Genomic DNA, 22,725 nt, shown 5'->3' on the forward strand with positions numbered 1-22,725 from the left:
GACGGATGTGACCCTGCTCGACCGTCCGCGGGAGCGGCGAGTTCGGGAATGCGGACGCACAAGCCATGGCCCGAAAATCGTTCACCCGAGTCCCAGCCGGGCCGCCCGTCTCTCCGCCTGCCGTGCCGGGTCCGCCACCGGGGCGGCCAGCAGCAGCCGCTGGGTGTAGGGATGCTCGGGAGCCCGCGTGACCGTCGCCGTCGAGCCCGACTCCACGATCTCTCCCTGGTACAGCACCGAAACCCGGTGACAGATCCGGTGCACCACGCCCAGGTCGTGCGACACGAACAGGTACGACACCCCGGTCTCGCGCTGCAGTTCCAGGAACAGGTCGAGGATCGTCGCCTGGGTGGTCAGGTCGAGCGCGCTCACCGGCTCGTCGCACACGATCAGCCGCGGCCGGCGGACCAATGCCCGCGCGATCGCGATGCGCTGCCGCTGGCCACCGGAGAACTCCCCCGGACACCGGTGCACCGCGTCGGCGGGCAGGCGCACGCGGTCGAGCATGTCCGCGACCACCGTGCGGGCGTCCGCACGCGAAGTCCCGGCCACCACCAGCGGTTCGGCAAGCACTTCGCCGACGGTCATGGTCGGGTCCAGCGAGCCGTACGGGTCCTGGAACACCACCTGGATGTCGCTGGCCAGCCGACGACGCGTCGCGCCCCGGGCGTGGGTGATGTCCTCGCCGTCGAAGGTGATCCGGCCGGACTCCGGCGCGGCGAGGCCCAGCACGGCTTTGCCCAAAGTGGACTTTCCCGACCCGCTTTCGCCGACCAGCCCGACGCATTCGCCTGGCCGCACGTCCAGCGAAATCCCTTTGAGCGCCCGGAACCGGACCCGGCGGCTGAGCCGGTAGTCGACGACGAGGTCCTCGATCGCGAGCAGCGGAGAAGTCATCGCCCGGCCTCCTCTCCGGCCGCGTGGGCAAGGCCGCGCCGTTCCCAGGCTTCGTCCAACTCGTCCCGTCCTTCGGTGTCATCCAGCGACGCGCTGATCAGCTCGGCGGTGTAAGGGTCCTCCGGTGCGCGGAAGATCCGTTCCACCGGGCCGGTTTCCACGATCCGGCCGTCCTTCATCACCACGACGCGGTCGCAGATGTCCGCGACGACGCCGAAGTTGTGCGTGACGATCACCAGCGCCATCCCGTACTCGGCCTGCAGTTCGCGCAGCAGCTCCAGCACCTCGGCCTGCACCGTCACGTCCAGGGCGGTCGTCGGCTCGTCCGCCACCAGCAGCGACGGCCGCCCGGCCACCGCGCCGGCGATCAGCACGCGCTGCGCCATGCCGCCGGAGATCTGGTGCGGATAGCTCGCCATGACCCGGTCCGGGTCGGTGAGGCCGACCCGCTCCAGCACCTCGCGCGCCCGCTTCTTCGCCGCGGCCTTGTCGAGCCCGTGCACCCGACGCAGCGGCTCGACGAGCTGGTGCCCGATCCGATAGCACGGGTCGAGGTTCGTCATGGGTTCCTGAGGCACGTACCCGATCTCGCGGCCGAGCAGTTTCGCCCGCTCCGCCGCGCTCCCGACCTCGCGCCCGCCGACCCAGATCCCGTCGGCGACCGCGGTCCCGCCGGGTGGCAGGAGGTCGAGCACGGAGAACACCGTCTGCGTCTTGCCCGACCCGGATTCGCCGACGATCCCCAGCACCTCGCCGGGCGCCGCGTCCAGCGACACCCCGCGCACGACCTCCTTGACGCCCTTGTCGGTCGCGTAGCCCACTCGCAGGTTCTCGATCCGCAGCGCGCAATCGGCCGCCGCGTGCTCGTGCTCGCCGGAAACCGGTCCGCACGGCAAATCGGCGGGAGCGGCCAACGCTTCCCGCACCCGCGCCCGGCCCCGGCGGGTCGGCTGTTCCCCGCGGACGCTGACCAGGTCGGCGAGCGTCGAGCCCATGAACGCCAGCGCGGCGATCGTCACGCCCAGCGCGATCGACGGCCACAGCAGGATCAGCGGGTACGTCAGCATGTTCAGGAAGCCGTCGTTCATCGTCTGGCCCCAGCTGGGCGTGGACGCCGAGCCGATGCCGAGGAACTGCAGACCGGCCTGCATGCCGATGGCGAGCCCGGCGGTGAGCGCGGTCTGCACGATGATCGGCGCATACACCGCGCGCAGCAGGTGCGTGCGGAGGATCCGCAGCGTGCCGACCCCGGCCACGCGCGCGGCGTCGATATACGGCTCGCGGCGCACAGTGAGAGCGCGGGCGCGGGTGATCCGGTAGTAGCCGGGCGAGAGGAACACGCCGAGCGCGATCATCAGCACGGTGAAGTCCTGGCCGGTGCCGGCCGCGACGACCAGCAACACGATCATCCCGGGCACCGACTGCAGCGCGTCGCTGATCCACGAGCAGATCCGGTCGGTCGCGCCGCCGAAGTACCCGGCGACCACCCCGGTCGGGACGCCGAGCACGACGCCGGTGACGCAGGTGATCACGCCGCCGTACAGCGTGGTCCGCGCGCCGTAAAGCAGCCGGCTGAAGAGGTCGCGTCCGGCGGAGTCGCCGCCGAGCAGGTGCCCGTTGCCGGGTTCGGCGTGGGTGAGCGCGAAGTCGACGTGGTTCGGGTCGTAGGGGGCCAGCCACGGCGCGAACACCGCGGCGAGCACGACGAGCGCGAACACGACCAGCGCGACGACGCCGACCGGACGGCGGAAGTACCGGCGCAGCAAGGAAATCCGCTTCACCGGGGCGAGCGTGGCGGGGAACGGGGCAGCGGTCATCGGTCGCGCACCTTCGGGTTGACCCACCCGAGCACGAGGTCGAGCAGGAAGTTGACGATCACGACGAACACGACGGTCACCGCGGTCAGGCCGAGCAGCACCGGGATGTCCCCGATCTGCGACGCCGACTGCGTCAGGCTGCCGATCCCCGGCAGGTTGAACACGATCTCCACGACCACCGCGCCGCCGAGCAGCCCGACGAACATCAGCGCCAGCACGGTCAGCGCGGACGGCGAGGCGTTGCGCAGCACGTGCGTCGTGACGCGCCGCGACGACAGGCCGCGCGCCCGCAGCGTGCGGACGAAGTCCTGGTTGGCGACCTGGAGGAAGCCGTTGCGCAGCTGTTCGGCGATCATCACGATCGCGCCGAGCGACAGCGAGATCGACGGCAGCGCGATCGATCGCAGCCAGCCGACGAACGACTGGTCCGGCGACACGTAGCCGACCGCGGGGAACCACTGGAGCTGGATCGCGAACCAGGTGACGAGCACGAGGCTGACCCAGAACCCGGGCAGCGCGAACAGCACCACCGAGGCGAGCTTCAGCACGCGGTCGACCACTCCGCCGGGGCGCAGGCCGCAGATGACCCCGACGAGCACGCCGAGGACCGCCGCGAGCAGCGTCGCCGCGACGACGACCGACAGTGTCACCGGCACGCGCAGCGCGATCTGTTCGCCGACGGGCTGGAAATTCCGCCAGGAGGTCCCGAAATCGCCGGTGGCCGCGTGCGACAGCCAGTCCCAGAACTGGACGAGCAGCGGCCGGTCGTACCCGATCTGGGCGCGCAGTGCCGCCTGCTGCGCGGGGGTCGCGCTGTTGCCGAGCAGCCCGGCGGTCGGGTCCCCCACCGCCGTGTGCGCCAGGAAGAACGTGCCGCTCGTGACCAGCACGAGCAGCAGGATCCCGGACACCAGGCGTTTGACGATGAATGTGAGCATGTCGTTCGGCTCCTCCCCCGGAGCCGTCCACAGTGGAATCTTCGGACGGCTCCGGGGACGACGGGCGCGTCAGCCGCGCTGGATGAACCGCAGCGTCGGGAACATCATGCCGGTGATCGGCGTGACGGTGATGCCCTTGACGCTGAAGTAGAGGTTGTCGGCCTGGTACCAGACGTTCCACCAGGCGAGGTCCACGAGCTTCGTGTTGAGCTCCTTGAGCGCCGCGGTCTGGTCCGCGCCCGGCTGGGCCTGTTCCGCCTTCTGCACGAGCGCCTTCACCTCCGGGAAGGCGTCCACCGACGGCTTCGGGTTGTACCACTGCGACGACGTGACCTGGTCGGTCAGCGTGGCCATGTCGTTGCCGTCCATCGCGATCACCGCGAGGAACATCGGGTACGTCGGCGCGTTCTTCTGGTAGTCCGGCATCGACATGTTCTGCCAGTCGACCTTGATGCCCAGCTGCCCGAAGGTCTGCTCGGCGGCGGGCTGCCACGCCTGGAAGATCGTGGACATCGGCATCTTGAGGCTGAAGCCGCCGCCATAGCCCGCCTCAGCGAGCAGTTGCTTGGCCTTGCCGAGGTCGGTCTTGTACTTGCCGTTGCCCGCCGGGTCGTAGACCTGGCTGCCGCTCGGCCACAGCTGGTCGGTGACCGTGCCGGCGTCATTGCCGACCGCCTTGAGGATCCCCGCCGCGTCGAACGCGTAGGAGATCGCCTGCCGCACGCGCTGGTCGCCGAGCGCCTTGACCTGGCTGCCGGTGCGGTCGGCGAACTGCACGCCGACCCACGAAGCCGGTTTCTTCGCGACGTTCCAGCCGTTCTGCTGCGCCTTCGGCAGGTTCGCCGCGTTGGCGAACTGGACGTTCAGCTGACCGGACAGCATCGCGTTGAAGCTCGCCGCCTGGTCGGTGATCGGGAACAGCCGAACGGTCGGGAACGGGTAGGTGGCGCTGTCCCAGTGCTTCGCGCGCTTCTTGAAGACGTACTGCGACTGCGGCTGCGAGGACGCCTTGTCGAAGGTGTACGGGCCGGAGCCGTCCGGGCCGTTGGCGAGCGACTTGGCTTTGATCGCCTTGGGCGAGGCCATCCAGCTGCGCCCGAGGCCCATGAAGTACAGCAGCGCGTCGTCGCGTTCGGACAGATGGAGCACGACGGTCGAGGGGTCCTTCGCCTCGACGCTCTTCACGTCGATGTAGGCCTGTCCGGAACGGGTGCCCGCCTTGAGGTGGTTGAGGTTCTCGACCGCCGCGGCGGAGTCGAACTTCTGGCCGTCGTCGAACGCGACGTCGTCGCGCAGGTGCATGGTCAGGGTCAGCCGGTCGGCCGACCAGTCCCACGACTTCGCGAGCGCGGGGATCGGCTTGGCGTCCTTGTCCAAGGCGACCAGCGGGTCGTAGACCGCGGACAGGTACGGGCCGTCGAAGCCGATGTCGGCGTTGGCCGGGTCCCACGACGTCACGTCGAGGAACACGCCCGCCTTCAGCTCGTCGGTGCCCGCGCCCGCCCCGGCGGCGCCCGAGCCGGTGCATCCGGCGATGCCGAGCAGCGCCGCGGCGGCCGCCGCGAACAACGCCGCTGTCCTTGTCCTCGTCATTGAGTCCCTCTCTCAGGGTGCTGGACCGCCGGCGGGGTCGCTCGGCGCCCCGCCGGGAACGGCGGGCCTGCGAGTGCGGCCCGGCTCGCCGTGGTGCGGGATAGTCTACGATTGTCGGCTAAAAAATCAACGGGCCGGATGCGTTTGTTACTGATCCGGCCAAAAGTAGGCCGACCCCCCGAGCGGCACGCAACCGTTGCTGCGAGGCCATTCGGCCGTGGCTGTGGTCGGGTCAGTAACGATTCGCGCAGTATCTCCCGGCCCGGCGGCCGTTTTCAGACGGCGTCGGCGACCAGAACGCGAGGGCTTCCGGGCAGTGCGAGAACATCGCATACGCGCCATCCTGCACCGTCCAGCCATTCGCGGACTTCCGCCTCCGGATAGACGACGGTCCCGTCGATCACGAAGTACTCCCCCGCGTGCAGCGCGTCGATCGGGCGCTGCCGTTCGCCGTCGTCGAGGAAGAAGTCCAGCAGCAGCAACGTCGCTCCGTCCCCGGCGGCCGCGCGCGCGTTGGCCAGGATCTTCCGGTTCTGCTCCGCGGTGAACCGGTGCACCACGTGGTTCACCATCACCAGATCGTGCTCCCCGCCCGGTTCCGCGGATTCCGTGGGCGCGGGGTCGATGCTCGTGCGATCCGCGTACCCGGCCGCATTCACCGCGTCGGTGATCCCTTGCGTGGACTCGGGTCCGAAAACGAAGCGAGCGGTCAGTGCGGGATTCGCCCGCAGCGCGCCGATCGCGAATTCCGGCGACAATCCGCCCAGATCGAGCATCGAACGGTAGGGCGAGAAATCGAATGCGCGCGCGAGCATCGACGCGTGCAGCGCGTTGTAGCGCATCACGCCCGCCATGAACGTCGCCCAGCGGCCCTCGTCCATCTGGAGGTCGCCCGGTTTGCCACTGTCCACAGTGGTGTCGAACTGGAGCCAGTGCCCGTAGCTGATTTCGTTGAGGAAGGTCAGGAACGGTGCCAGATCCGTAGCGCCGTCCCCGCCCAGGTACTCCCGCGCGTCGGCGGCCAGCTCGTAGCGGCCGTCGGTGCGCTCCAGCAGGCCGCGCGCGTTCATCGCGTCGGCGAGGATCCTGGTCAACTGCTCGCCCTTGCCGGTGGCGGCGGCGAGTTCCGGCGCCGTGCGCGGACCGTCGGCGAGCGCGCGGAACAAGCCGATCCGCGAGGCGGCGAACAACTGCTTCGCGCCCATGTACCCGATGGCGATGTCGACGATGCGGTCCGGCGCTGGTTTCGTCATGTGGCGGCTCCTCACGGCGTCGGGGGTGCCTCTCCGGGCACCCCGGGGAGCTTTAGTCTACGCACGTCGACAAAAAACACCAGCCCCTTCACCAGGTTCCGTCGGCGGCGACTGCGCGATCGAGCCACAACTCCTTGGTCAGCTCGCGAATCCGGTCCGCGCCGACGCGTTCCAACAGTGCGAGCGCGCCCGCATTGTCCTCCAGTTGCGCCAGTCGCGATACGCCCACGAGGACGTTCGCGGTCACGGGATTGGCCAGGCAGAAGGCAATTCCCAGCTGTGCGGGCGAAGCTTCCAGCTCGGCGGCGATCCGTTGCACCGCAGGCCAAGCGGCGGCGATCTTCTCCCGGATTCCTCCGACATCCGCGCCGATCTTGCGATTCGGCTGCAGATTCCCCACGAGCAGCCCGCCTTCGAAAATGTCCGACGCCTGCAGCGTCAGCTCGCCGGAAGCGAAGAGCGGCGCGTAAAACTCGCCCTCGGCCATCGAACGGCGCGCGAGTCCGTACTTCAGCTGCGCGAAGACCAGGGGCTCCACACCACGTTTGCGCGCAATGGCAACAGCTTTGCGCAGATCGTCAATGCGCCAATTGTTCACGCCCCACGCGCGGAACCGGCCAGCTTCCATCTGCTCCGCGACGTCCGCGACGACCCGTTCGAGGTCGACTTCCCCGAAGTAGTCGCCGACCACGACCAGATCGGCCGACTCCACTCCGACGCGTTCGAGGGCGGTGTTCATCTGCTGCGCGAAGCCGACGTTCGGGTAGTCCCAGAGCCAGAGTTTCCCGCAGTAGAGCCAGTCTTCGCGGGCGAGACCGGCCTCGCGCACCGCGCGGCCGAAGATCCGGTCGGTCGTGGAACCCTCGGCGTGCGGGCCCATGTCGTAGTGCGCGACGTCGAAGAAGGCGAGCCCGAGTTCGGCCGCGCGGGCGATCAGCGCCACCGCGTCGCCGAACTCCATCCGGTCCCAGGTGTTCCACGAGCCGAGCGACAACGCCGGCACGCGCGGGAACGCCGGGCCCAGTCCAGGTCGATCCGTCGCCACGATTCCTCCTGCGGTTCAAGGGATTTATTTTCTACGCTTGTATACTATAAGCCCGCGAACCTCGCTCCCGGCGAAAGGAAACGACGATGCCCGCTGCCCGTACCGTGCTGATCACCGGAGGTGCCGGCGGCATCGGCCGCGCGATCGGCGCCGCCTTCGCCCAGGCAGGCGATTCCGTGGTGCTCGCCGACCTCGACGGCGCCGAAGAAGCCGCCAAACCGGTTGGCGGGCGCGGAATCCGGCTCGACATCACCGACGAGACCGCGATCTCGGCGGCGCTCGACGAGATCGGCCCGGTCGACGTCCTGGTCAACAACGCCGGTCTGCTCAGCGTCCACGGCCGGTTGCTGGACCTGCCCGGCCCGGACCTGCTGCGCATTCTCTCGACCAACGTGCACGGCACGTTCCTGATGACGCAGCTGGTCGCCCGCAGGATGGTCGCGCGCGGCGAGCCGGGCGTCGTGGTGAACCTGTCCTCGATCGGCGGGCGGCAGCCGACCCCGGGAATGGGCGGTTACGAAAGCAGCAAAGCCGCGGTCGACGCGCTGACCCGGTGGGCGGCGATCGAGCTGGCGGAGCACAAGATCCGGGTGAACGCGGTCGCGCCCGGCCCGGTCGCGACGCCGATGCTCGCCGCCGCGATGCCGCCCGGATCGCCCGCGCACGACGCGTGGGTGGCGCGGATCCCGGACGGCCGGATGGCGGCGGTCGAGGACGTCGCCGCCGCGGTGGTGTTCCTGGCGAGCCCGGCCGCCGCCCACATCACCGGCACGAGCCTCCCGGTGGACGGCGGCCAGCTGCTCACCTGACCCAGCTGTCCGTGAAGGGCTCCTTGAGGGAATCAGATTCCCTCAAGGAGCCCTTCACGGCCGTTAGGCGATGGCCGAGCGGTCGAAGACGATCTGTCCACCTAGGACGGTCAGGTCCACCTCGACGTCGGGCAGCTCGGCGGGGGTCACCGTGAACGGATCCGCGGACAGCACGCACAGATCGGCCGCCATCCCCGGTTCCAGCGTGCCTTTCCACGACGCGGCGCCGTCCTGCTGGGCCGGGTGCACGGTGTAGCAACGGAGCAGCGTTTCCATCCGCTGCCGCACGTCCTCGGCGGGCCCCATCCACTGGTCCGCGGCGGCGATTTCCTTGCGCCAGTCCGGCGGCAGCACCGGCGCGTCGGACGTCAGGCACAGCGGGACCCCGGCGTCCAGCGCCTCCTGCAGCGGCCACGCGGCGGCCGAACTGCCCGCGCCGAGCGCCGCGTCGACCACTCCGGCGGTGCGCACCGCGATCCCGGCCTGGGCGGACAGCCCGACCCCCAGCCGGGCCATCCGCTTCAGCTGCGCCGCGTTCACCAGGTCGCCGTGGATGACGTAGTGGCCGAGGTCGACGTCGCGTTCCTCCCGGGCCCGTTCGACGGCGTCCAGCATCAGCTCGATCGCCCGGTCGCCGGTCGCGTGCACGCCGACCTGCAGTCCGGCTTCGTGCGCAGTGCGGACCATCCGGGTGAAGTTTTCCTCGCGCTCCGGGTCGTCCGCGCCGCCGACGAGGAGGTGGGCGTGGCTGCCGTCGGCGTAGCAGTGGTGGGTGTAGGCGGAGCGCATCGGCGGGATGCCGTCGGCGAAGATCTTGACCCCGCGGAAGTTCAGCCGGCGCGGGTCGGCACCCGGTCCGTCCACTGTGGCCAGTCCGGCGCGGAAGCGGTCGAAGGTGCTCGGGCCGTCGAGTTCGCCGTACAGCCAGAGTGCGGTCACCCGTGCCCGCAGCAGTCCTTCGGCGGCCAGTTCCCGGTACTGCTCGACGACGGACATGCCGAACGCGCCGATGTGCCCGTCGTCCTCGCCCGGGCCGAGGCCGGGTTCGGTGTAGCTCGTAATGCCCAGCGCGGCAAGGATTTCGCCCGCGCGCAGGATGGCCGCGCGGCGTTCGGCGGCGGTGCGCAGGGGCTTTTCCGGACCGGGTCCGGGCGCGCCGTCGTCGGCGAACAGGGTGTCCGGCCAGAGCGCGCCGAGCCAGGCGCCGTGCAGGTGCGCGTCGTTGATGCCCGGCAGCACCGCGCGGTCGCCGAGGTCGAGCACTCTCGTGCCGGGGCCGATCAGCTCCCGCAGGTCGGCGTCGGTTCCGGCGCGCAGCACGCGTCCGTCCCGCACCGCCAGCGCGGTCGCGGGCGCGGGACCGGCCATGGTGTGCACCGCCGCTGCCCGCAAGACGAGGTCCGCAACTGAGGTCGGCACAGGCGCTCCTGGAGGGATTCGGGGACTCGACATTTTTGTCGACGTCCGTAGACTAACCCATCGTCCGGCCCCGCAGGGCCCGCCAGTCCCCGGAAAGGTTTCCCATGACCGTCCCGACTTCCACCCGCGCCGCGGTGCTGACCGAGCACGGCGCGCCGCTGAAGCTGACCGAACTCCCGCTGCCCGCCGGGCTCGAAGCGGGCGCGGCGCTGGTCCGCGTTTCGTGCGCGACGCTGTGCGGCACGGACGTGGAGATCTGGTCCGGGAAGATGAGTTTCCCGGGCATGCTGCCGATGGTGCTGGGCCACGAAATGGTCGGCGAAGTGGTGGCGGCCGGACCGGACACGCGCGACGCGCTCGGCCGCGCGATCGGGGCCGGGTCCCGGATCGGCTGGTCGGAATCCACCTGCGGCGAGTGTTACGGCTGCACGGTGCTGCGCGAACCGGTCGCGTGCTCGCGGCGCGGCTACGGCTTCCTGCAGCGGTCGGACGTCGCGCCGTTCGCGACCGCCGGACTGTGCGAATACGCCTACGTCGTCCCGGGCGCGGCGAAGCTGCTGCTGCCCGCCGAGGTGCCCGACACCTTGGCCGCGATGGCCGGATGCGCGGCGAAAACCGTGCTGCGCGCGTTCGACCGCGTCGGCGGCGTCCGGCCCGGATCGCGCGTGGTGGTGCAGGGATCCGGCGCGCTGGGCCTCTTCGCGACCGCGGTCGCGCACCTGAGCGGGGCGGGCAGCGTCATCACCGTCGGCGCGCCCGCGTCGCGGCTGGAGCTGGCGAAGGAATTCGGGGCCGACGAGGTGGTCGAGGTCGCGGGCGGTTCGGACGCGATCGTCGAGCGCGTCACCGAGCTGACCGGCGGCCACGGCGGCGACCTCGTGCTGGACTTCGCCGGTGCGCCGTCGATCGGCCGCGAGGCGGTCGCGATGGCGGCGCAGCGCGGGCGGGTCGTGATCGTCGGGAGCACCGGACCGGAGCCGACGCCGGTCCCGCTCGGCACGGTGATGGGCAAGGAACTGACCGTCGTCGGCTCCCTCAACGGCGACATCGCCGATTACCACCACGCGATCGAGTTCTTCGGTTCGTTCGCCTCCCGGATGCCGTGGGACCGGCTGTTCGGCACCCCGGTCGGGCTCAGCGGCGCGAGCGAGCGGATCGAGGCCATGCACCGCCTCGACGAGACGAAAGCCGTCGTCGACCCCCGTCTTCCCTGATCCCTTTCCCGTTACGAGCCAAGGAGGTCTCGTGTCCGCATCCTCGCCCCTGCCCCACCGCAAGATCGGCACGTCCGGTCTGGACGTTTCACTGCTCTCGCTCGGTTCGTGGCACACCTACGACCGGATGGATTTCGCCGACGCCGTCGCGATGATCCGCGCCGCGGTCGAGGCCGGCGTGAACCTGTTCGACGTCGGCGTCTACGGCATGCCCGGCCACCCGCCGGTGTTCACCGACGTGCTCTGGAGCGCGATCATCCGCGCCGCCCGCATCCCGCGCGACGACTACCTGGTCTCGGCGAAGCTGTGGATCGAAGGCTTCGGCGACCAGGGATTCCGGCCGCAGCTGGAAAACGCGTTCCTGCGCGGCGGGTTCGACGTCGCGGACCTGGTGATCCTCGGCGACCTGCGCCGCGACGACGTCGCGCTGGAGGACCTGGTCGAGGACCTCGCCGGGCTCTCCCGCTCCGGGCTGATCCGGGCGTGGGGCGTCAACAACTGGTCGGCCGGGAACATCGCGCGGCTGCGCGAAATCGCCGAAGCGCTGCAGGTTCCGGGTCCCCAGATCGCGCAGCTGAAGTACAGCATCGGCCGCCGGTCCATCCCGGACGGCGAGCCGTTCGCCCGGCTGTTCGCCGACGGGTTCGTCATGCAGGCTTCGGACGTCCTCGAGGGCGGCATCCTCGCCGGGCGCACCAAGCTGACCCGCGAGATCGGCCGCGACCCCGGCGATGTCCGCAAGCGGATCACGCGCGACGCCCCCAAGGTCGTGCAAGCCGCGGAAGAACTCGGCACGAGCGCGGCGCGGCTCGCGGTCGCTTTCACGCTGACGCATCCGGCGAACGTCACGACGCTTTTCGGCGCGACCCGGATGGAGCAACTGGAGGACAACCTCGCCGCGGTCGACCTGGTCGAGCAGGTCGGGGCCGAGCAGATCCGCGCGCTGGTGGAGCCGTTCTGGGCCGACCGCGACGCCGTCGATCCCGAAGGCCCCTGAGCCCGCCGACCTCCCCGCTCCCTAACCCTGCCCTCGCCGAGGAGACTGCCTTGACCTATCCCCCTGTCCCGTTCGACCCGGAGATCGAGCCCGCGCTCGCCGAGATCGTCCCGGCCGACGCGCCGCCGTTCACCCCGGAGACGATCCCCGGCCTGCGCCGCGCGATGGCCGAGATGTTCCCGCCCGCCGCGGAAGTCGTCGGCGACGCCCCGGTGACCGTCGTCGAGCAGACCATCCCCGGCCCGGAAGGCGCGCCGGACCTGGAAATCACCATTCTGTCGCCGCATCAGAGCGACGGCGCGCTTCCCGTCCTCTACAACATCCACGGCGGCGGCATGATGGTCGGCCACCGCAACATGGACGTCGGCCGGTTGCTGGCACTGGTGCTGGAATTGAACGTCGTCGCGGTGAACGTCGAGTACCGGCTCGCGCCCGAGCACCCGCACCCCGCGCCGGTCGAGGACTGCTACGCCGGTCTGGTGTGGACAGTCGAGCACGCCGACGAGCTCGGCATCGACCCGTCGCGCGTCGTCGTGATGGGCGGCAGCGCGGGCGGCGGGCTCGCCGCGGCGGTCTCGCTGCTCGCGCGCGACCGGAAGGGCCCCGCCATCGCGGGCCAGCTCCTGCTGTGCCCGATGATCGACGACCGCAACACCACCATCGCGAGCCAGCAGTACCCCGGCTTGGGCACGTGGACGAGGGAATCCAACCTCGCCGGCTGGCAGTCGCTGCTGGGCGACGCGGTCGGCACCGACGACGTCTCCCCCTACGCCGCCCCGGCCCGCGCGACCGACCTGTCCGGGCTGCCCCCGGCGTTCATCGAGGTCGGCAGCGCGGAACCGTTCCGCGACGAGGACACCGAGTACGCGCTGCGCATCTGGGCGACCGGCGGACAGGCCGAACTGCACGTGTGGGCGGGCGCCTTCCACGGGTTCGACATGTACGTCCCGGAGTGGCCGATCAGCAAGGCCGCTCTCGAAACCCGGAACTCGTGGCTGCGCCGGATCTTCGGGAAGGCCGGGAAATGAGCGTCCCTCCGGTGCCCTACGACCCGGAACTGGAGCCCGGTCTCGCCGCGTTCCTCGACCTGGTCGAGCGGATCCCGCTGCGCGCGGACACGATCCTGGCCAACCGCGCGCATTTCGCGACGATCATCCCGCCCGCCGAGCAGATCGTCGGCGACCGCCCGGTCGAGCTAACCGAGCACACCGTCCCCGGCCCCGAAGGCGCACCCGACATCGTGCTCACCGTCGTCCGTCCCGCCGCGGACGTCGCCGGCGCGCCCGCCCTGTACAGCATCCACGGCGGCGGAATGGTGCTGGGCAACCGGTTCTTCGGTCTCGACGGCCTGATCGACGACGTCCTGCGGTTCGGCGCGGTCGGCATCTCGGTGGAATACCGGCTGGCTCCGGAAAACCCGGCTCCAGCCGCTGTCGAGGACTGCTACGCCGGTCTCTTGTGGACAGTCGAGCACGCCGACGAACTCGGCATCGACCCGTCGCGCATCGTCGTCACCGGCGCCAGCGCGGGCGGCGGCCTGGCGGCGGGCGTCGCCCTGCTGGCCCGGGACCGCAACGGCCCGGCCATCGCCGGACAGCTGCTGGCGTGCCCGATGCTCGACGACCGCAACGAGTCCGTGTCCACCCGGCAGTACAACGGAATCGGCGCCTGGGACCGCAACAACAACGACACCGGCTGGGACGCGCTGCTCGGCCCGGCGCGCGGCACCGACGCAGCCTCCCCGTACGCGGTCCCGGCCCGGATGACCGATCTGTCCGGTCTCCCGCCCGCGTACCTGGACGTCGGCGCCGCGGAGATCTTCCGCGACGAGACGACCGAGTACGCGCTGCGGATCTGGGCTACCGGCGGGCAGGCCGAACTGCACGTCTGGGCGGGCGGCTACCACGGCTTCGCCGGTTTCTCCCCGGACGCGGAAGTCTCCCGCTCGGCGGTCGCGACCCGCCTTTCGTGGCTGCGCCGGATCCTGCGTGCCGGATGAAGCCGCTCCACACCGAAGCGAGCCTGGTCGACGCGGTGTTGCCGAAAAAACGGCCGGGCGCGCTCCGGATGGCCGTCGTGCTGGGGTTGCTGGAGGTCTTCGGCCCGATCTCCATGGACCTTTACCTGCCGGCACTCCCCCAGCTCGCCGACGATCTCCAGGCCGGGCAGAGCCTCGCGCAGGCGACCATGTCGGTGTGCATGCTCGGTCTCGCCTTCGGCCAGCTGGTCGTGGGCCCGCTGAGCGACCGGTTCGGCAGGCGGCGTCCGCTGCTGGCCGGGATCGGGCTGTTCACCGTGCTGTCGGTGGTGTGCGCGTTCGCGCCGTCGATCGAGGTGCTGCTCGCGGCGAGGTTCCTCCAAGGGTTGTGCGGTTCGGCCGGAATCGTGCTTTCGCTGGCCGTCGCGCGGGATCTCGCCGAGGGCGTCGAACTAGTGCGGCTGCTGGCGTTGCTGACCACCGTCGGGGCGCTGGCGCCGATCGTCGCCCCGGTGATCGGCGGGCAGCTGGCAGCCGTCATCGGATGGCGCGGCATTTTCGGCGTCCTGGCCGGGATCGGGGCGGCGTTGCTGCTCGTCGCCGCGACCGCGCTGCCGGAGAGCCTGCCGCCGGAGGCGCGACATCCGCGCAAGGGCCGCGGCGAGTTCCGGATATTGCTGAAAGACCCGCTGTTCTTGGGTTTCCTGCTGGTGAGCACCTGCGGCGGAGCGGCGTTCTTCACCTATCTGGCGTCGATCAGTTTCGTGCTGCAGGACGGATTCTCGTTGTCGCCGCAGCTGTTCAGCGCGTGTTTCGCGGCGAACGCGGTGATGTCGGTCCTCGGCGCACAGGTGAACCGCGCGGCGGTGCGGCGGGCGGGACCGGTCCGGATGTACGTGCTGGGCACGACCTTCACCGCGGCGGCGGCCGTGGCGATGCTGGGCGCGGTGGTGTTCGGGGCCGGGCTGGCGGCGTTGCTGATCCCGTTGGCGCTGCTGATGTTCGCGGGCGGGACCACGCAGGCGAACGGCAACGCGCTTGCCCTCGCCGACCACGGCCGGCGGGCCGGGACCGCGGCGGCGCTGCTCGGGACGTCGTCGTTCGCGGTCGGGCCGATCGTCGCGCCGCTGGTGTCGCTGGGCGGGACGACACCGTTGTCGATGAGCCTGACCATGACGGTGGCGTACGGCGTCGCGACCGTTCTGCTGTGGCTGGCGGTGCTGCCGCGGCTGCGTCGATCAGCCTGACTCGAAGACGAGCTGGCCGTCCTCCTCCCCGACCGCCCGGAAGCCCGCTTTCTCGAGCACCCGGCAGCTGGCCGCGTTGCCGGGCAGCACATACGCCCGCAGCTCGGGTGCGAGGGCGGGCTCCGGGTGGTCCTCATGCCACTGCCGCAGCGCCCGCGTCAGCTCGGTGGCCAGGCCCGCGCCCCACGCCGCGCGGGCCAGCAGGTAGCCGACTTCCCGGTGTCCGCTGCGGTGGGCGACGCCGAACCCGGCCCGGCCGAGAAATCCCGACGCGCCTTCGACCCGCCACTTCGACCAGCCGCGCGCCCGGTGTTCGGCGATGAACCGCTCCAGCCGTTCCCTGGTCGCCTCGCGGGTCTGCGGGCCGCTCGTCATGTGCCGCATGACCTCGCGGTCGGCGTGCAGGGCGGCGAGATCGTCCACGTCCTCGGGCAACCAGGTGGTCAGGCGCAGGCGAGCCGTGCGGAGGATTTCTTCCCGGTCGGTCACCAGCCGGGCTGGTACGGCATCGGCGGGGTTTTCGGCAGCAGCCACGCGCCGGTCGCCCGATGCGCTGCCAGCACGAGCGCGGCGACCGGGACGATCAGCCACAGGAACCCGCTCGGGAAGGTCATCTGCAGGGTCGGCGGCGCGCTCTTCCGGACGAAGCTGGAACCGAGGCCGACGATCATGAAGACGACGATGTCCAGCACCGCCAGGCTGCTGCCGACGAGCACGCAGACCCGGCCCGCCGGGGAACGCTTGAACAGCCCGATCGCGCCGGCGACGCTCAGTGCCGCGATCGCCAGGTCCGCGGCGCCGACGATGCCGCTGGAAAGCAGCCTGCTCGAGGAGGGGTGGCCGACCATCCGGATTACCGCCACGACGAAGCCGATCGTGCCCACCAGTCCGATCACCGAGGCCAAGGTCGCCGCGGCGACCGCAGTAGCCCCGAAGTACACGGTCGGCGGCGGCTGCTGTGGCGGGAGCTGCGCGCCGTAAGCGGGCGGCAGCGGCGAGTACGGCTGCGGCTCCATGCCGGGATAAGGCCCTGGGGTCACGACGGCGGTTCCTCCGAGGTCAGGAAGACATTTTCGGCTCATCCTGCCAGGTCAGCGGCCTTTCCCCGGCCCGATTGCCCGAACGGGCGACACGCGGTTCGCCGGCGCCTCTCGCGATACGGCCAGATAGGTGTTACCTTAGGTAACAGTGAATCGCGGTAACGCCTAACCAATGTCGCTCAGGGAGGACCGAATGACCAGCGCAGACGTGCAACGAGCACCGGAAGCAGCCCCGTCCGGCCGGCACGAGACCGCGCAGCGGCTGCTCGACTCCTCCGCGACCCTGTCGTACGACCCGGCCACCGAGGTCGACTGGGAAACCCCGCTGGACAAGGACTTCCACGGGGCCAGCCCGGAGTGGAGCACGCTCTACGGCACGAGCTACTGGGCCGAGATGACCCCGGAGCAGCAGAAGGAGCTGACCCGCCAGGAGGCGGCGTCGGTCGCGAGCACCGGGATCTGGTTCGAGATGATCCTGCAGCAGATGGTGCTGCGCGACTTCTACGCCAAGGACCCGACCGACCCGGCGTTCCAGTGGGCGCTCACCGAGATCGCCGACGAATGCCGCCACTCGATCATGTTCGCCCGCGGCGCGCAGAAGCTCGGCGCTCCCCCGTACCGGCCGCGCAAGCTCGCCGTCGAACTGGGCCGCGTCTTCAAGGCGGTCGCCGGCGGCGAAGCGGCGTACGCGGCGATCCTGGTCGCCGAAGAGGTCCTCGACGTGATGCAGCGCGACTGGATGCGCGACGAGCGCGTGGTCCCGTTCGTGCGCACCATCAACAACATCCACGTCGTGGAAGAGTCGCGGCACATGAAGTTCGCCCGCGAGGAGACGCGCGAGCAGCTGGAGGGCGCGGGAGCCGTGCGCCGCCAGGTCAACGCGCTGGTCATCGCGATCGCGTCGTACTTCATCGTCAGCAGCATGGTCAACCGCGACGTGTACAAGAACGCCGGGCTGGACGCCGAGCGCGCGCTGCGCGAGGCGAAGAACAACGAGCACCACAAGTCGATGATGCGCTCGAGCTGTGCCGGGCTGATGGAGTTCCTCGGCTCGTGCGGGCTGCTCACGAAGCCGGCGCTGGTGTTCTACAAGCGGGCGAATCTGATCTGACATGGCCTTCGCGATCACCCAGACCTGCTGCAACGACGCGACGTGCGTGTCGGTCTGCCCGGTCAACTGCATCCACCCGACGCCGGACGAGCCGGACTTCGGCACCACCGAGATGCTCTACGTCGACCCGGCCACATGCATCGACTGCGGCGCGTGCGCCGACGCGTGCCCGGTCGACGCGATCTTCCCGGTGGACCTGCTGACCGATTCGATGAAGGTCTACGCGGGGATCAACGCGGACTTCTTCGCCGACCGCCCGCCGGTCGCCGCGAACCCGGCGCCGAACTTCCACCGCTGGGGCCCGCCGACGTTCGACCGGGAGATCCCGAGCGGCCTCGAGCCCGCGGACGTGGCCGTCGTCGGCACCGGCCCGGCCGGGATGTACGCGGTGGAAGACCTGTTGCTGCACACCAACGCGCGCGTCACGCTGATCGACCGGCTGCCGGTCGCGGGCGGTCTCGTGCGCTTCGGCGTCGCCCCGGACCACCCTGACACCAAGCGGATCGGCGAGACGTTCTCCCGGTTCCACGACCACCCGCGGCTGAAGCTGAAGCTCGGCGTCGAGGTCGGCCGCCACGTGACGGCCGACGAGCTGGCCGAGCGGCACGACGCGGTGATCTACGCGGTCGGTGCTTCTTCCGCGCGCGCCCTCGGCCTGTCCGGCGAGGACCTGCCCGGCAGCCTCGCCGCGACGACGGTCGTCGCCTGGTACAACGGCCACCCGGACGTCCCCGCGCACGCGGTCGACCTCTCCGCGGAGCGGGTCGTGCTGATCGGCACCGGCAACGTCGCGCTCGACGTGGCCCGGATCCTCACCGCCGACCCGGACGATCTCGACGGCACGACCATCGCCCCGCACGCGCTGGAACGGTTGCGCTCCAGCAAGGTCCGCGAGGTAGTGCTGCTCGCCCGGCGCGGCCCGGAAGACACCGCGTACACCTCGCCCGAGCTGATCGCGTTGGCGCAGCGGGAGACTGTGCCGCTCGTCGTCGACACCGAAGACCCGCGCACCGCCGCGGCGATCGACGCGGGCACCGGAAAAGCCGCGCTGCTGAAGGACTTGGCGCGCGAAACAGTCGACTGGACCGCCCCTCCCGCGGACGGTCCGCGCCGGATCGTGCTGCGCTTCCACTCGGCCCCGGTCGAGATCACCGGCGACCGGCAGGTGCGCGGACTGCGCGTCGAGGGACCTTCCGGACCGGTCGAGATCGCTGCTGGTCAGGTGGTGCGCGCCGTGGGCTATCGCGGCCGCCCGGTGCCCGGTCTCCCGTTCGACGACGCCACTGGGACGATCCCGAACACCGCGGGCCGCGTCGAGGGCCGGACCGGTACGTACGTGGTCGGCTGGATCAAGCGCGGCCCGTCGGGCGGAATCGGCGCGAACCGCACGTGCGCGAAGGAAACCGTGGCGACGCTGCTGGCGGACATCACGTCCGGCGAGGTTCCGCTGCGAGGCCGCCGATCGCCGATCGCCGCGCTGGCGGCGCGGTTCAGGGGTCGCTGAGAAAGTTCATCCGGAAGTCCCGGTCGCGGTTCGCGGCCGGGACTTTTCGTATGCGTCGGGTCTTGCCAGATTGTCGGGCAATCTAGTGCGCGCACCGAGGCGGCGTCGCCCGGATCGAAGAATGCCTCGCCGCTGCGTGCGCATCCGCCGACGTCGTTGGCGCTTACCTCGCCTGCGCCTGGCTTCCCGAGCACGTCAACGACCAGAGCACCCGCGAGACCATCGCCCGGCTCACTGCTGCGCTCGGCGCCAACGTCGCCTGGCACGAAGCCGCCATCACTCCGCCTTCTGCCTAGCCGCCAGCGTCTCCTCCACCTCCGGCACCCAGAAACTCAGCTCCAGCGTCTTCACACTCGCCCAATACGACAGCAACCTCCCCTGCGCGACCAACGCCGGAAACGCCGCCGCGAACAGGACCGCCGCGCACGCCGCGAACACCGGATGCGGCCCGACGATCAGCTCGACCACCGCGGCCACGAACCCGAACGCCATCGCCGGGCTGGAATTGCGCAGCATCAGCCCGGCGGTGCGCAGCCGGGTCGCCTCCAGGGCCGCGTCCGCGTCGTGCAGTTGCAGGGCCGAAAGCAGCAGGAACGGATCCGCCTCGACGAACGCTTGGCCGCGCGCGGACGGGTTGCGGCGCAGGAACTCCTCCCGTGGGTTCCGCTTCCGCCGCCGCGGCAGCCACCGCCCAGCCCGCGCGCCGAGCGGGTACGCCAGGTACCCGAGGAGGTAGCTGGCCACCGCGATCCCGATCACCAGCACCACGCCCGGTCCGCGCGAGACGGCGGCGAGGTCGATCCAGTGCAGCCGTCCGGCGAGGTAGGCCAGAACCGCCAGGTGCAGGGCGCCCGGGATCGCGTAGGTGAAGAGGTCGAAGAGTCCGATCGCGAAAGTCACCCGGTGATCCAACACCGGCCGCACCCCCGCCGGTACGGCTTTTCAGGCGATCACGCCGACGAACCGCCTCCCCTGGCGAGCGCCTGCACCCGGTTCATCGGGCCGTTGTAGTAGTTCTGGTCGCCGGGCAGGCTGCCGGTGCGCGAGAACTGCCAGATGCTCTGCTTGTCCCAGCCCGCCGGGAGTTCGCCGATCTGCGGGGCGTACCGGGCGAGCCACAGCGGGTTCGTGTCGCCGAACCCGCCCGCGTTGCCGGTGCAGAGCTTCCACCACGACGTCGAGGTGTAGATGATCGCGCTGCGGCGCTGTTTCGCCAGGTACCGGTGGGTGAAGTCGGCGATCCACGCGGTCATGTCGGCCTGGCTTTTGCCGTAGCAGGCGTCGCCGTAGGGGTTGTATTCGATGTCCAGGGCACCCGGCAGCGTCGTGCCGTCGCCGCGCCACGCGCCGCCGTGGGCGATGAAGTAGTCGGCTTGCTGTGCGCCGCTGGAGACGTCCGGGCGGGCGAAGTGGTACGCGCCGCGGATCAGGCCCGCGTTGTGCGCGCCGTGGTATTGCTGGTCGAACTGCGGGCTCACGAACCCGGTGCCTTCGGTCGCCTTGACGTAGGCGAACCGCGCGCCCGCGCCGGCGGCCTGGCCCCAGTCGACCGCGCCCTGGTGCCCGCTCACGTCGTGGCCGAGGGTCTGTCCGGTCGCCGGGTCGAACCGCGGGCTCCCGCTTTGCACGCCCTCGTGCCGCAGAATTTGTGAACCGGCAACGTTCTCGCCGGCCTTCGAGTAGTCCGCGGCGGCGGCCGGTCCGGCAGTCGCGACGCCGCACGCCAGCGCCAAGACCGACACGACGGCGGCCAAGCCGAGCCGCCAGGGGTTGTCCGTTGCTGTCCGGGTCACCGAGACTCCGATCTTCACGGCGGCAGGTCCACGGCCCATCGTGGGGCACAACGCGGCGCGAGGCTGGCTGCGTCACCCGGACGTGAACGAGTTTCCGATAGCCGGAATCCCGCCAGTGGTCCAGACAACTGTGACCGAGTTGTGACCGGCGGCGCCGAGCTGGGCGTTTAATTTGTTGTGGCCGACCACAAACTGGTTGGCAATTTCCCTACCGGCGGAGGTGTCCCCACGTGAACCGGACTCATCGACCACCCGGACGGCCGTCCCGATCCCGCGGACCAGCACTGATCGCGCTGGCGCTGCTCGCCGCGGCCGGGATCGCCGTGCCCGCCGCCGCGGCCCCAGCGTCCGGGCAGGCGGGCTGCACCGGCCAGTCCGATCAGCCGGACTTCGGGCCGAACGTGCACATTTTCGACCCGGGAATGCCCTCCGCGACGATCCAGGCCCAGCTGGACAAGGACTTCGAGGCGCAGAAGGACACCCAGACCGCGCAGTTCGGCTCGGGCCGCGTCGCGCACCTGTTCAAGCCGGGCTCCTACGCGGTGCACGACAACGTCGGCTTCTACACCTCCGTCGCCGGGCTCGGGCAGAACCCGGACGACGTCCAGATCAACGGCGACATCACCGTGGACGCCTTCAACGAGTCCGACCAGGGCTCCGCACTGCAGAACTTCTGGCGTTCGGCGGAGAACATGGCCGTCACGCCTTCCAGCGGCAGCGACCGGTGGGCGGTGTCGCAAGCCGCGCCGTTCCGCCGGATGGACATCAAGGGCGGGCTGCAGCTGTTCCCGGCCAGCTACGGGTACGCGAGCGGCGGCTACGTCGCCGACACCCGCGTGTCCGGGCAGGCCGCGTCGGTGTCGCAACAGCAGTGGTACACGCGGGATTCGGCGCTGGGCAGCTGGGACGGCGGCGTGTGGAACATGGTCTTCTCCGGGACAACCGGCGCGCCCGCCAATTCGTTCCCGAACCCGCCGGAAACGACGCTCGACACCACGCCGGTCTCGCGCGACGTGCCGTACCTGTACGTGGACAACGGCGGCAACTACCGCGTCTTCCTGCCGTCCCTGCGCACGAACGCGTCCGGGCCGAGCTGGGCGAACGGCGGCACGCCCGGCGATTCCGTCCCGATGAGCCAGTTCCGCGTCGTCAAGCCCGGCGACACCGCGGAGAGCATCAACAGCTCCCTCGACGCCGGCTGCAACCTGTTCTTCACGCCCGGCGCGTACCACCTCGACCAGACGCTGAACGTGACCCGTCCGGGCACGACGGTGCTCGGCATCGGTTACCCGACGCTGATCCCGGACAACGGCGTCGACGCGATGCACGTGTCCGATGTGGACGGTGTGCGGGTGAAGGGCCTGCTGTTCGACGCGGGCACGCAGAATTCGCAGGCGCTGCTGACCGTCGGCGAAAGCGGCAAGCACACGAGCCACGCGGCGAATCCGACGTCGCTGCAGGACGTGTTCTTCCGCGTCGGCGGCGATCTGGCCGGCAAGGCGACCAACAGTCTCGTGGTGAACAGCGACAACACCATCGTCGACCACGTCTGGGCATGGCGCGCCGACCACGGCAACAGCGGCACAGTCGGCTGGACCACGAACACCGCCGACACCGGCGTGCTCGTCAACGGCGACAACGTGACCGCGACCGGGCTGTTCGTGGAGCATTACCAGAAGTTCCAGGTGGTGTGGAACGGCCAGAACGGGAAGACGATCTTCTTCCAGAACGAAATGCCTTACGACGTCCCGGATCAGGCCTCGTGGAACTCCGCGCCCGGCACCGCCGGGTACGCCGCGTACAAGGTCGGGCCGGACGTGACCTCGCACGAGGCGTGGGGCTTGGGCAGTTACTGCTTCTTCGACACCAACCCGGCGGTTTCGAGCTATCACGCGTTCGAGGTGCCGCAGAACGGCGGGGTGAAGCTGCACAGCCTGCTCACGGTGTCGCTGAACCACCGCGGCACGATCACCCACGTCGTGAACGACACGGGCGACGTGACCCCGGACGGCACCAAGCCGGTCAACGTCCCGAACTACCCGTGACTCGACCGGCCTCTGCGTCCGTGAA

The 22,725-nt window shown here is 70.3% G+C and carries 20 protein-coding genes; 9 read left to right on the plus strand and 11 right to left on the minus strand.

Annotation, left to right across the window (positions count from 1 at the left end; all coding sequences use genetic code 11):
* Window positions 1-81: 81 nt before the first annotated feature.
* The 6 genes from PUT80_RS03255 to PUT80_RS03280 all read right to left on the minus strand — a co-directional run bounded on the left by PUT80_RS03255 (window position 82) and on the right by PUT80_RS03280 (window position 7,543).
* Window positions 82-897, minus strand: coding sequence for an ATP-binding cassette domain-containing protein (locus tag PUT80_RS03255; protein ID WP_275291045.1), 816 nt, complete (start codon window positions 895-897; stop codon window positions 82-84).
* The gene (locus PUT80_RS03260; RefSeq protein WP_037806413.1) at window positions 894-2,714 is read right to left on the minus strand and encodes a dipeptide/oligopeptide/nickel ABC transporter permease/ATP-binding protein; all 1,821 of its coding nucleotides are present in this window, start codon (window positions 2,712-2,714) and stop codon (window positions 894-896) included. The genes PUT80_RS03255 and PUT80_RS03260 overlap by 4 nt, the downstream gene beginning before the upstream one ends.
* Entirely contained in the window at window positions 2,711-3,652 is a 942-nt protein-coding gene (locus PUT80_RS03265) for an ABC transporter permease (protein ID WP_037806414.1), read from the minus strand. Before PUT80_RS03265 ends, PUT80_RS03260 begins: the two co-directional genes overlap by 4 nt.
* 69 nt (window positions 3,653-3,721) lie before the next feature.
* Window positions 3,722-5,245 carry an ABC transporter substrate-binding protein gene (locus PUT80_RS03270; RefSeq protein WP_134732041.1) on the minus strand — a complete coding sequence of 508 codons (1,524 nt, stop codon included), beginning with the start codon at window positions 5,243-5,245 and terminating at the stop codon, window positions 3,722-3,724.
* Window positions 5,246-5,520: 275 nt separating this feature from the next.
* On the minus strand, window positions 5,521-6,498 hold the full coding sequence (locus PUT80_RS03275) for a methyltransferase dimerization domain-containing protein (protein ID WP_275291046.1): 978 nt from the start codon (window positions 6,496-6,498) through the stop codon (window positions 5,521-5,523).
* 88 nt (window positions 6,499-6,586) lie between these two features.
* On the minus strand, window positions 6,587-7,543 hold the full coding sequence (locus PUT80_RS03280) for an aldo/keto reductase (RefSeq protein WP_275291047.1): 957 nt from the start codon (window positions 7,541-7,543) through the stop codon (window positions 6,587-6,589).
* An 86-nt stretch (window positions 7,544-7,629) separates the two neighbouring features.
* On the opposite strand from PUT80_RS03280, the gene PUT80_RS03285 reads away from it, so the two are divergent.
* On the plus strand, window positions 7,630-8,352 hold the full coding sequence (locus tag PUT80_RS03285) for an SDR family oxidoreductase (RefSeq protein ID WP_134662934.1): 723 nt from the start codon (window positions 7,630-7,632) through the stop codon (window positions 8,350-8,352).
* A 63-nt stretch (window positions 8,353-8,415) separates the two neighbouring features.
* Here the strand turns inward: PUT80_RS03285 and PUT80_RS03290 are convergent, their stop codons facing one another.
* On the minus strand, window positions 8,416-9,771 hold the full coding sequence (locus PUT80_RS03290) for an amidohydrolase family protein (RefSeq protein WP_240690622.1): 1,356 nt from the start codon (window positions 9,769-9,771) through the stop codon (window positions 8,416-8,418).
* A gap of 104 nt (window positions 9,772-9,875) precedes the next feature.
* Here PUT80_RS03290 and PUT80_RS03295 point away from each other — a divergent pair, with 104 nt between their 5' ends.
* Genes PUT80_RS03295 through PUT80_RS03315 form a run of 5 tightly spaced genes read left to right on the plus strand, consistent with a single transcriptional unit; the run spans window position 9,876 to window position 15,207 of the window.
* Entirely contained in the window at window positions 9,876-10,985 is a 1,110-nt protein-coding gene (locus PUT80_RS03295; protein ID WP_275291048.1) for a zinc-binding dehydrogenase, read from the plus strand.
* A gap of 31 nt (window positions 10,986-11,016) precedes the next feature.
* Window positions 11,017-11,982, plus strand: coding sequence for an aldo/keto reductase (locus tag PUT80_RS03300; protein WP_275291049.1), 966 nt, complete (start codon window positions 11,017-11,019; stop codon window positions 11,980-11,982).
* A 50-nt stretch (window positions 11,983-12,032) separates the two neighbouring features.
* Window positions 12,033-13,010: an alpha/beta hydrolase gene (locus PUT80_RS03305; protein ID WP_275291050.1), complete on the plus strand. Its 978-nt coding sequence runs from the start codon at window positions 12,033-12,035 to the stop codon at window positions 13,008-13,010.
* Window positions 13,007-13,981, plus strand: coding sequence for an alpha/beta hydrolase (locus tag PUT80_RS03310; RefSeq protein WP_275291051.1), 975 nt, complete (start codon window positions 13,007-13,009; stop codon window positions 13,979-13,981). Before PUT80_RS03305 ends, PUT80_RS03310 begins: the two co-directional genes overlap by 4 nt.
* Window positions 13,978-15,207, plus strand: coding sequence for a multidrug effflux MFS transporter (locus PUT80_RS03315; RefSeq protein WP_275291052.1), 1,230 nt, complete (start codon window positions 13,978-13,980; stop codon window positions 15,205-15,207). Before PUT80_RS03310 ends, PUT80_RS03315 begins: the two co-directional genes overlap by 4 nt.
* On the opposite strand, the gene PUT80_RS03320 is transcribed toward PUT80_RS03315, so the two are convergent.
* Both PUT80_RS03320 and PUT80_RS03325 read right to left on the minus strand, forming a co-directional pair.
* On the minus strand, window positions 15,199-15,696 hold the full coding sequence (locus PUT80_RS03320) for a GNAT family N-acetyltransferase (RefSeq protein WP_275291053.1): 498 nt from the start codon (window positions 15,694-15,696) through the stop codon (window positions 15,199-15,201). The two genes, PUT80_RS03315 and PUT80_RS03320, sit on opposite strands and share 9 nt — an antisense overlap.
* Entirely contained in the window at window positions 15,693-16,247 is a 555-nt protein-coding gene (locus tag PUT80_RS03325) for a hypothetical protein (protein ID WP_275291054.1), read from the minus strand. Before PUT80_RS03325 ends, PUT80_RS03320 begins: the two co-directional genes overlap by 4 nt.
* Before the next feature lie 193 nt (window positions 16,248-16,440).
* On the opposite strand from PUT80_RS03325, the gene PUT80_RS03330 reads away from it, so the two are divergent.
* Window positions 16,441-17,358, plus strand: a complete 918-nt coding sequence (locus tag PUT80_RS03330; protein WP_275291055.1) for a diiron oxygenase — start codon at window positions 16,441-16,443, stop codon at window positions 17,356-17,358.
* A gap of 1 nt (window position 17,359) precedes the next feature.
* Window positions 17,360-18,862, plus strand: a complete 1,503-nt coding sequence (locus PUT80_RS03335) for an FAD-dependent oxidoreductase (protein WP_275291056.1) — start codon at window positions 17,360-17,362, stop codon at window positions 18,860-18,862.
* Window positions 18,863-19,138: 276 nt separating this feature from the next.
* On the opposite strand, the gene PUT80_RS03340 is transcribed toward PUT80_RS03335, so the two are convergent.
* Window positions 19,139-19,762 (minus strand): hypothetical protein, encoded by a 624-nt coding sequence (locus PUT80_RS03340; protein WP_275291057.1) that lies wholly within the window; start codon window positions 19,760-19,762, stop codon window positions 19,139-19,141.
* A 50-nt stretch (window positions 19,763-19,812) separates the two neighbouring features.
* Window positions 19,813-20,595, minus strand: a complete 783-nt coding sequence (locus tag PUT80_RS03345; protein ID WP_238608348.1) for a lysozyme — start codon at window positions 20,593-20,595, stop codon at window positions 19,813-19,815.
* Window positions 20,596-20,885: 290 nt separating this feature from the next.
* Between PUT80_RS03345 and PUT80_RS03350 the strand changes: the two genes are divergently transcribed.
* On the plus strand, window positions 20,886-22,700 hold the full coding sequence (locus tag PUT80_RS03350; RefSeq protein ID WP_275291058.1) for a hypothetical protein: 1,815 nt from the start codon (window positions 20,886-20,888) through the stop codon (window positions 22,698-22,700).
* Window positions 22,701-22,725 lie beyond the last annotated feature (25 nt).

Source organism: Amycolatopsis sp. La24, from assembly GCF_029087445.1.
Classification (GTDB): Bacteria; Actinomycetota; Actinomycetes; order Mycobacteriales; family Pseudonocardiaceae; genus Amycolatopsis; species Amycolatopsis nivea.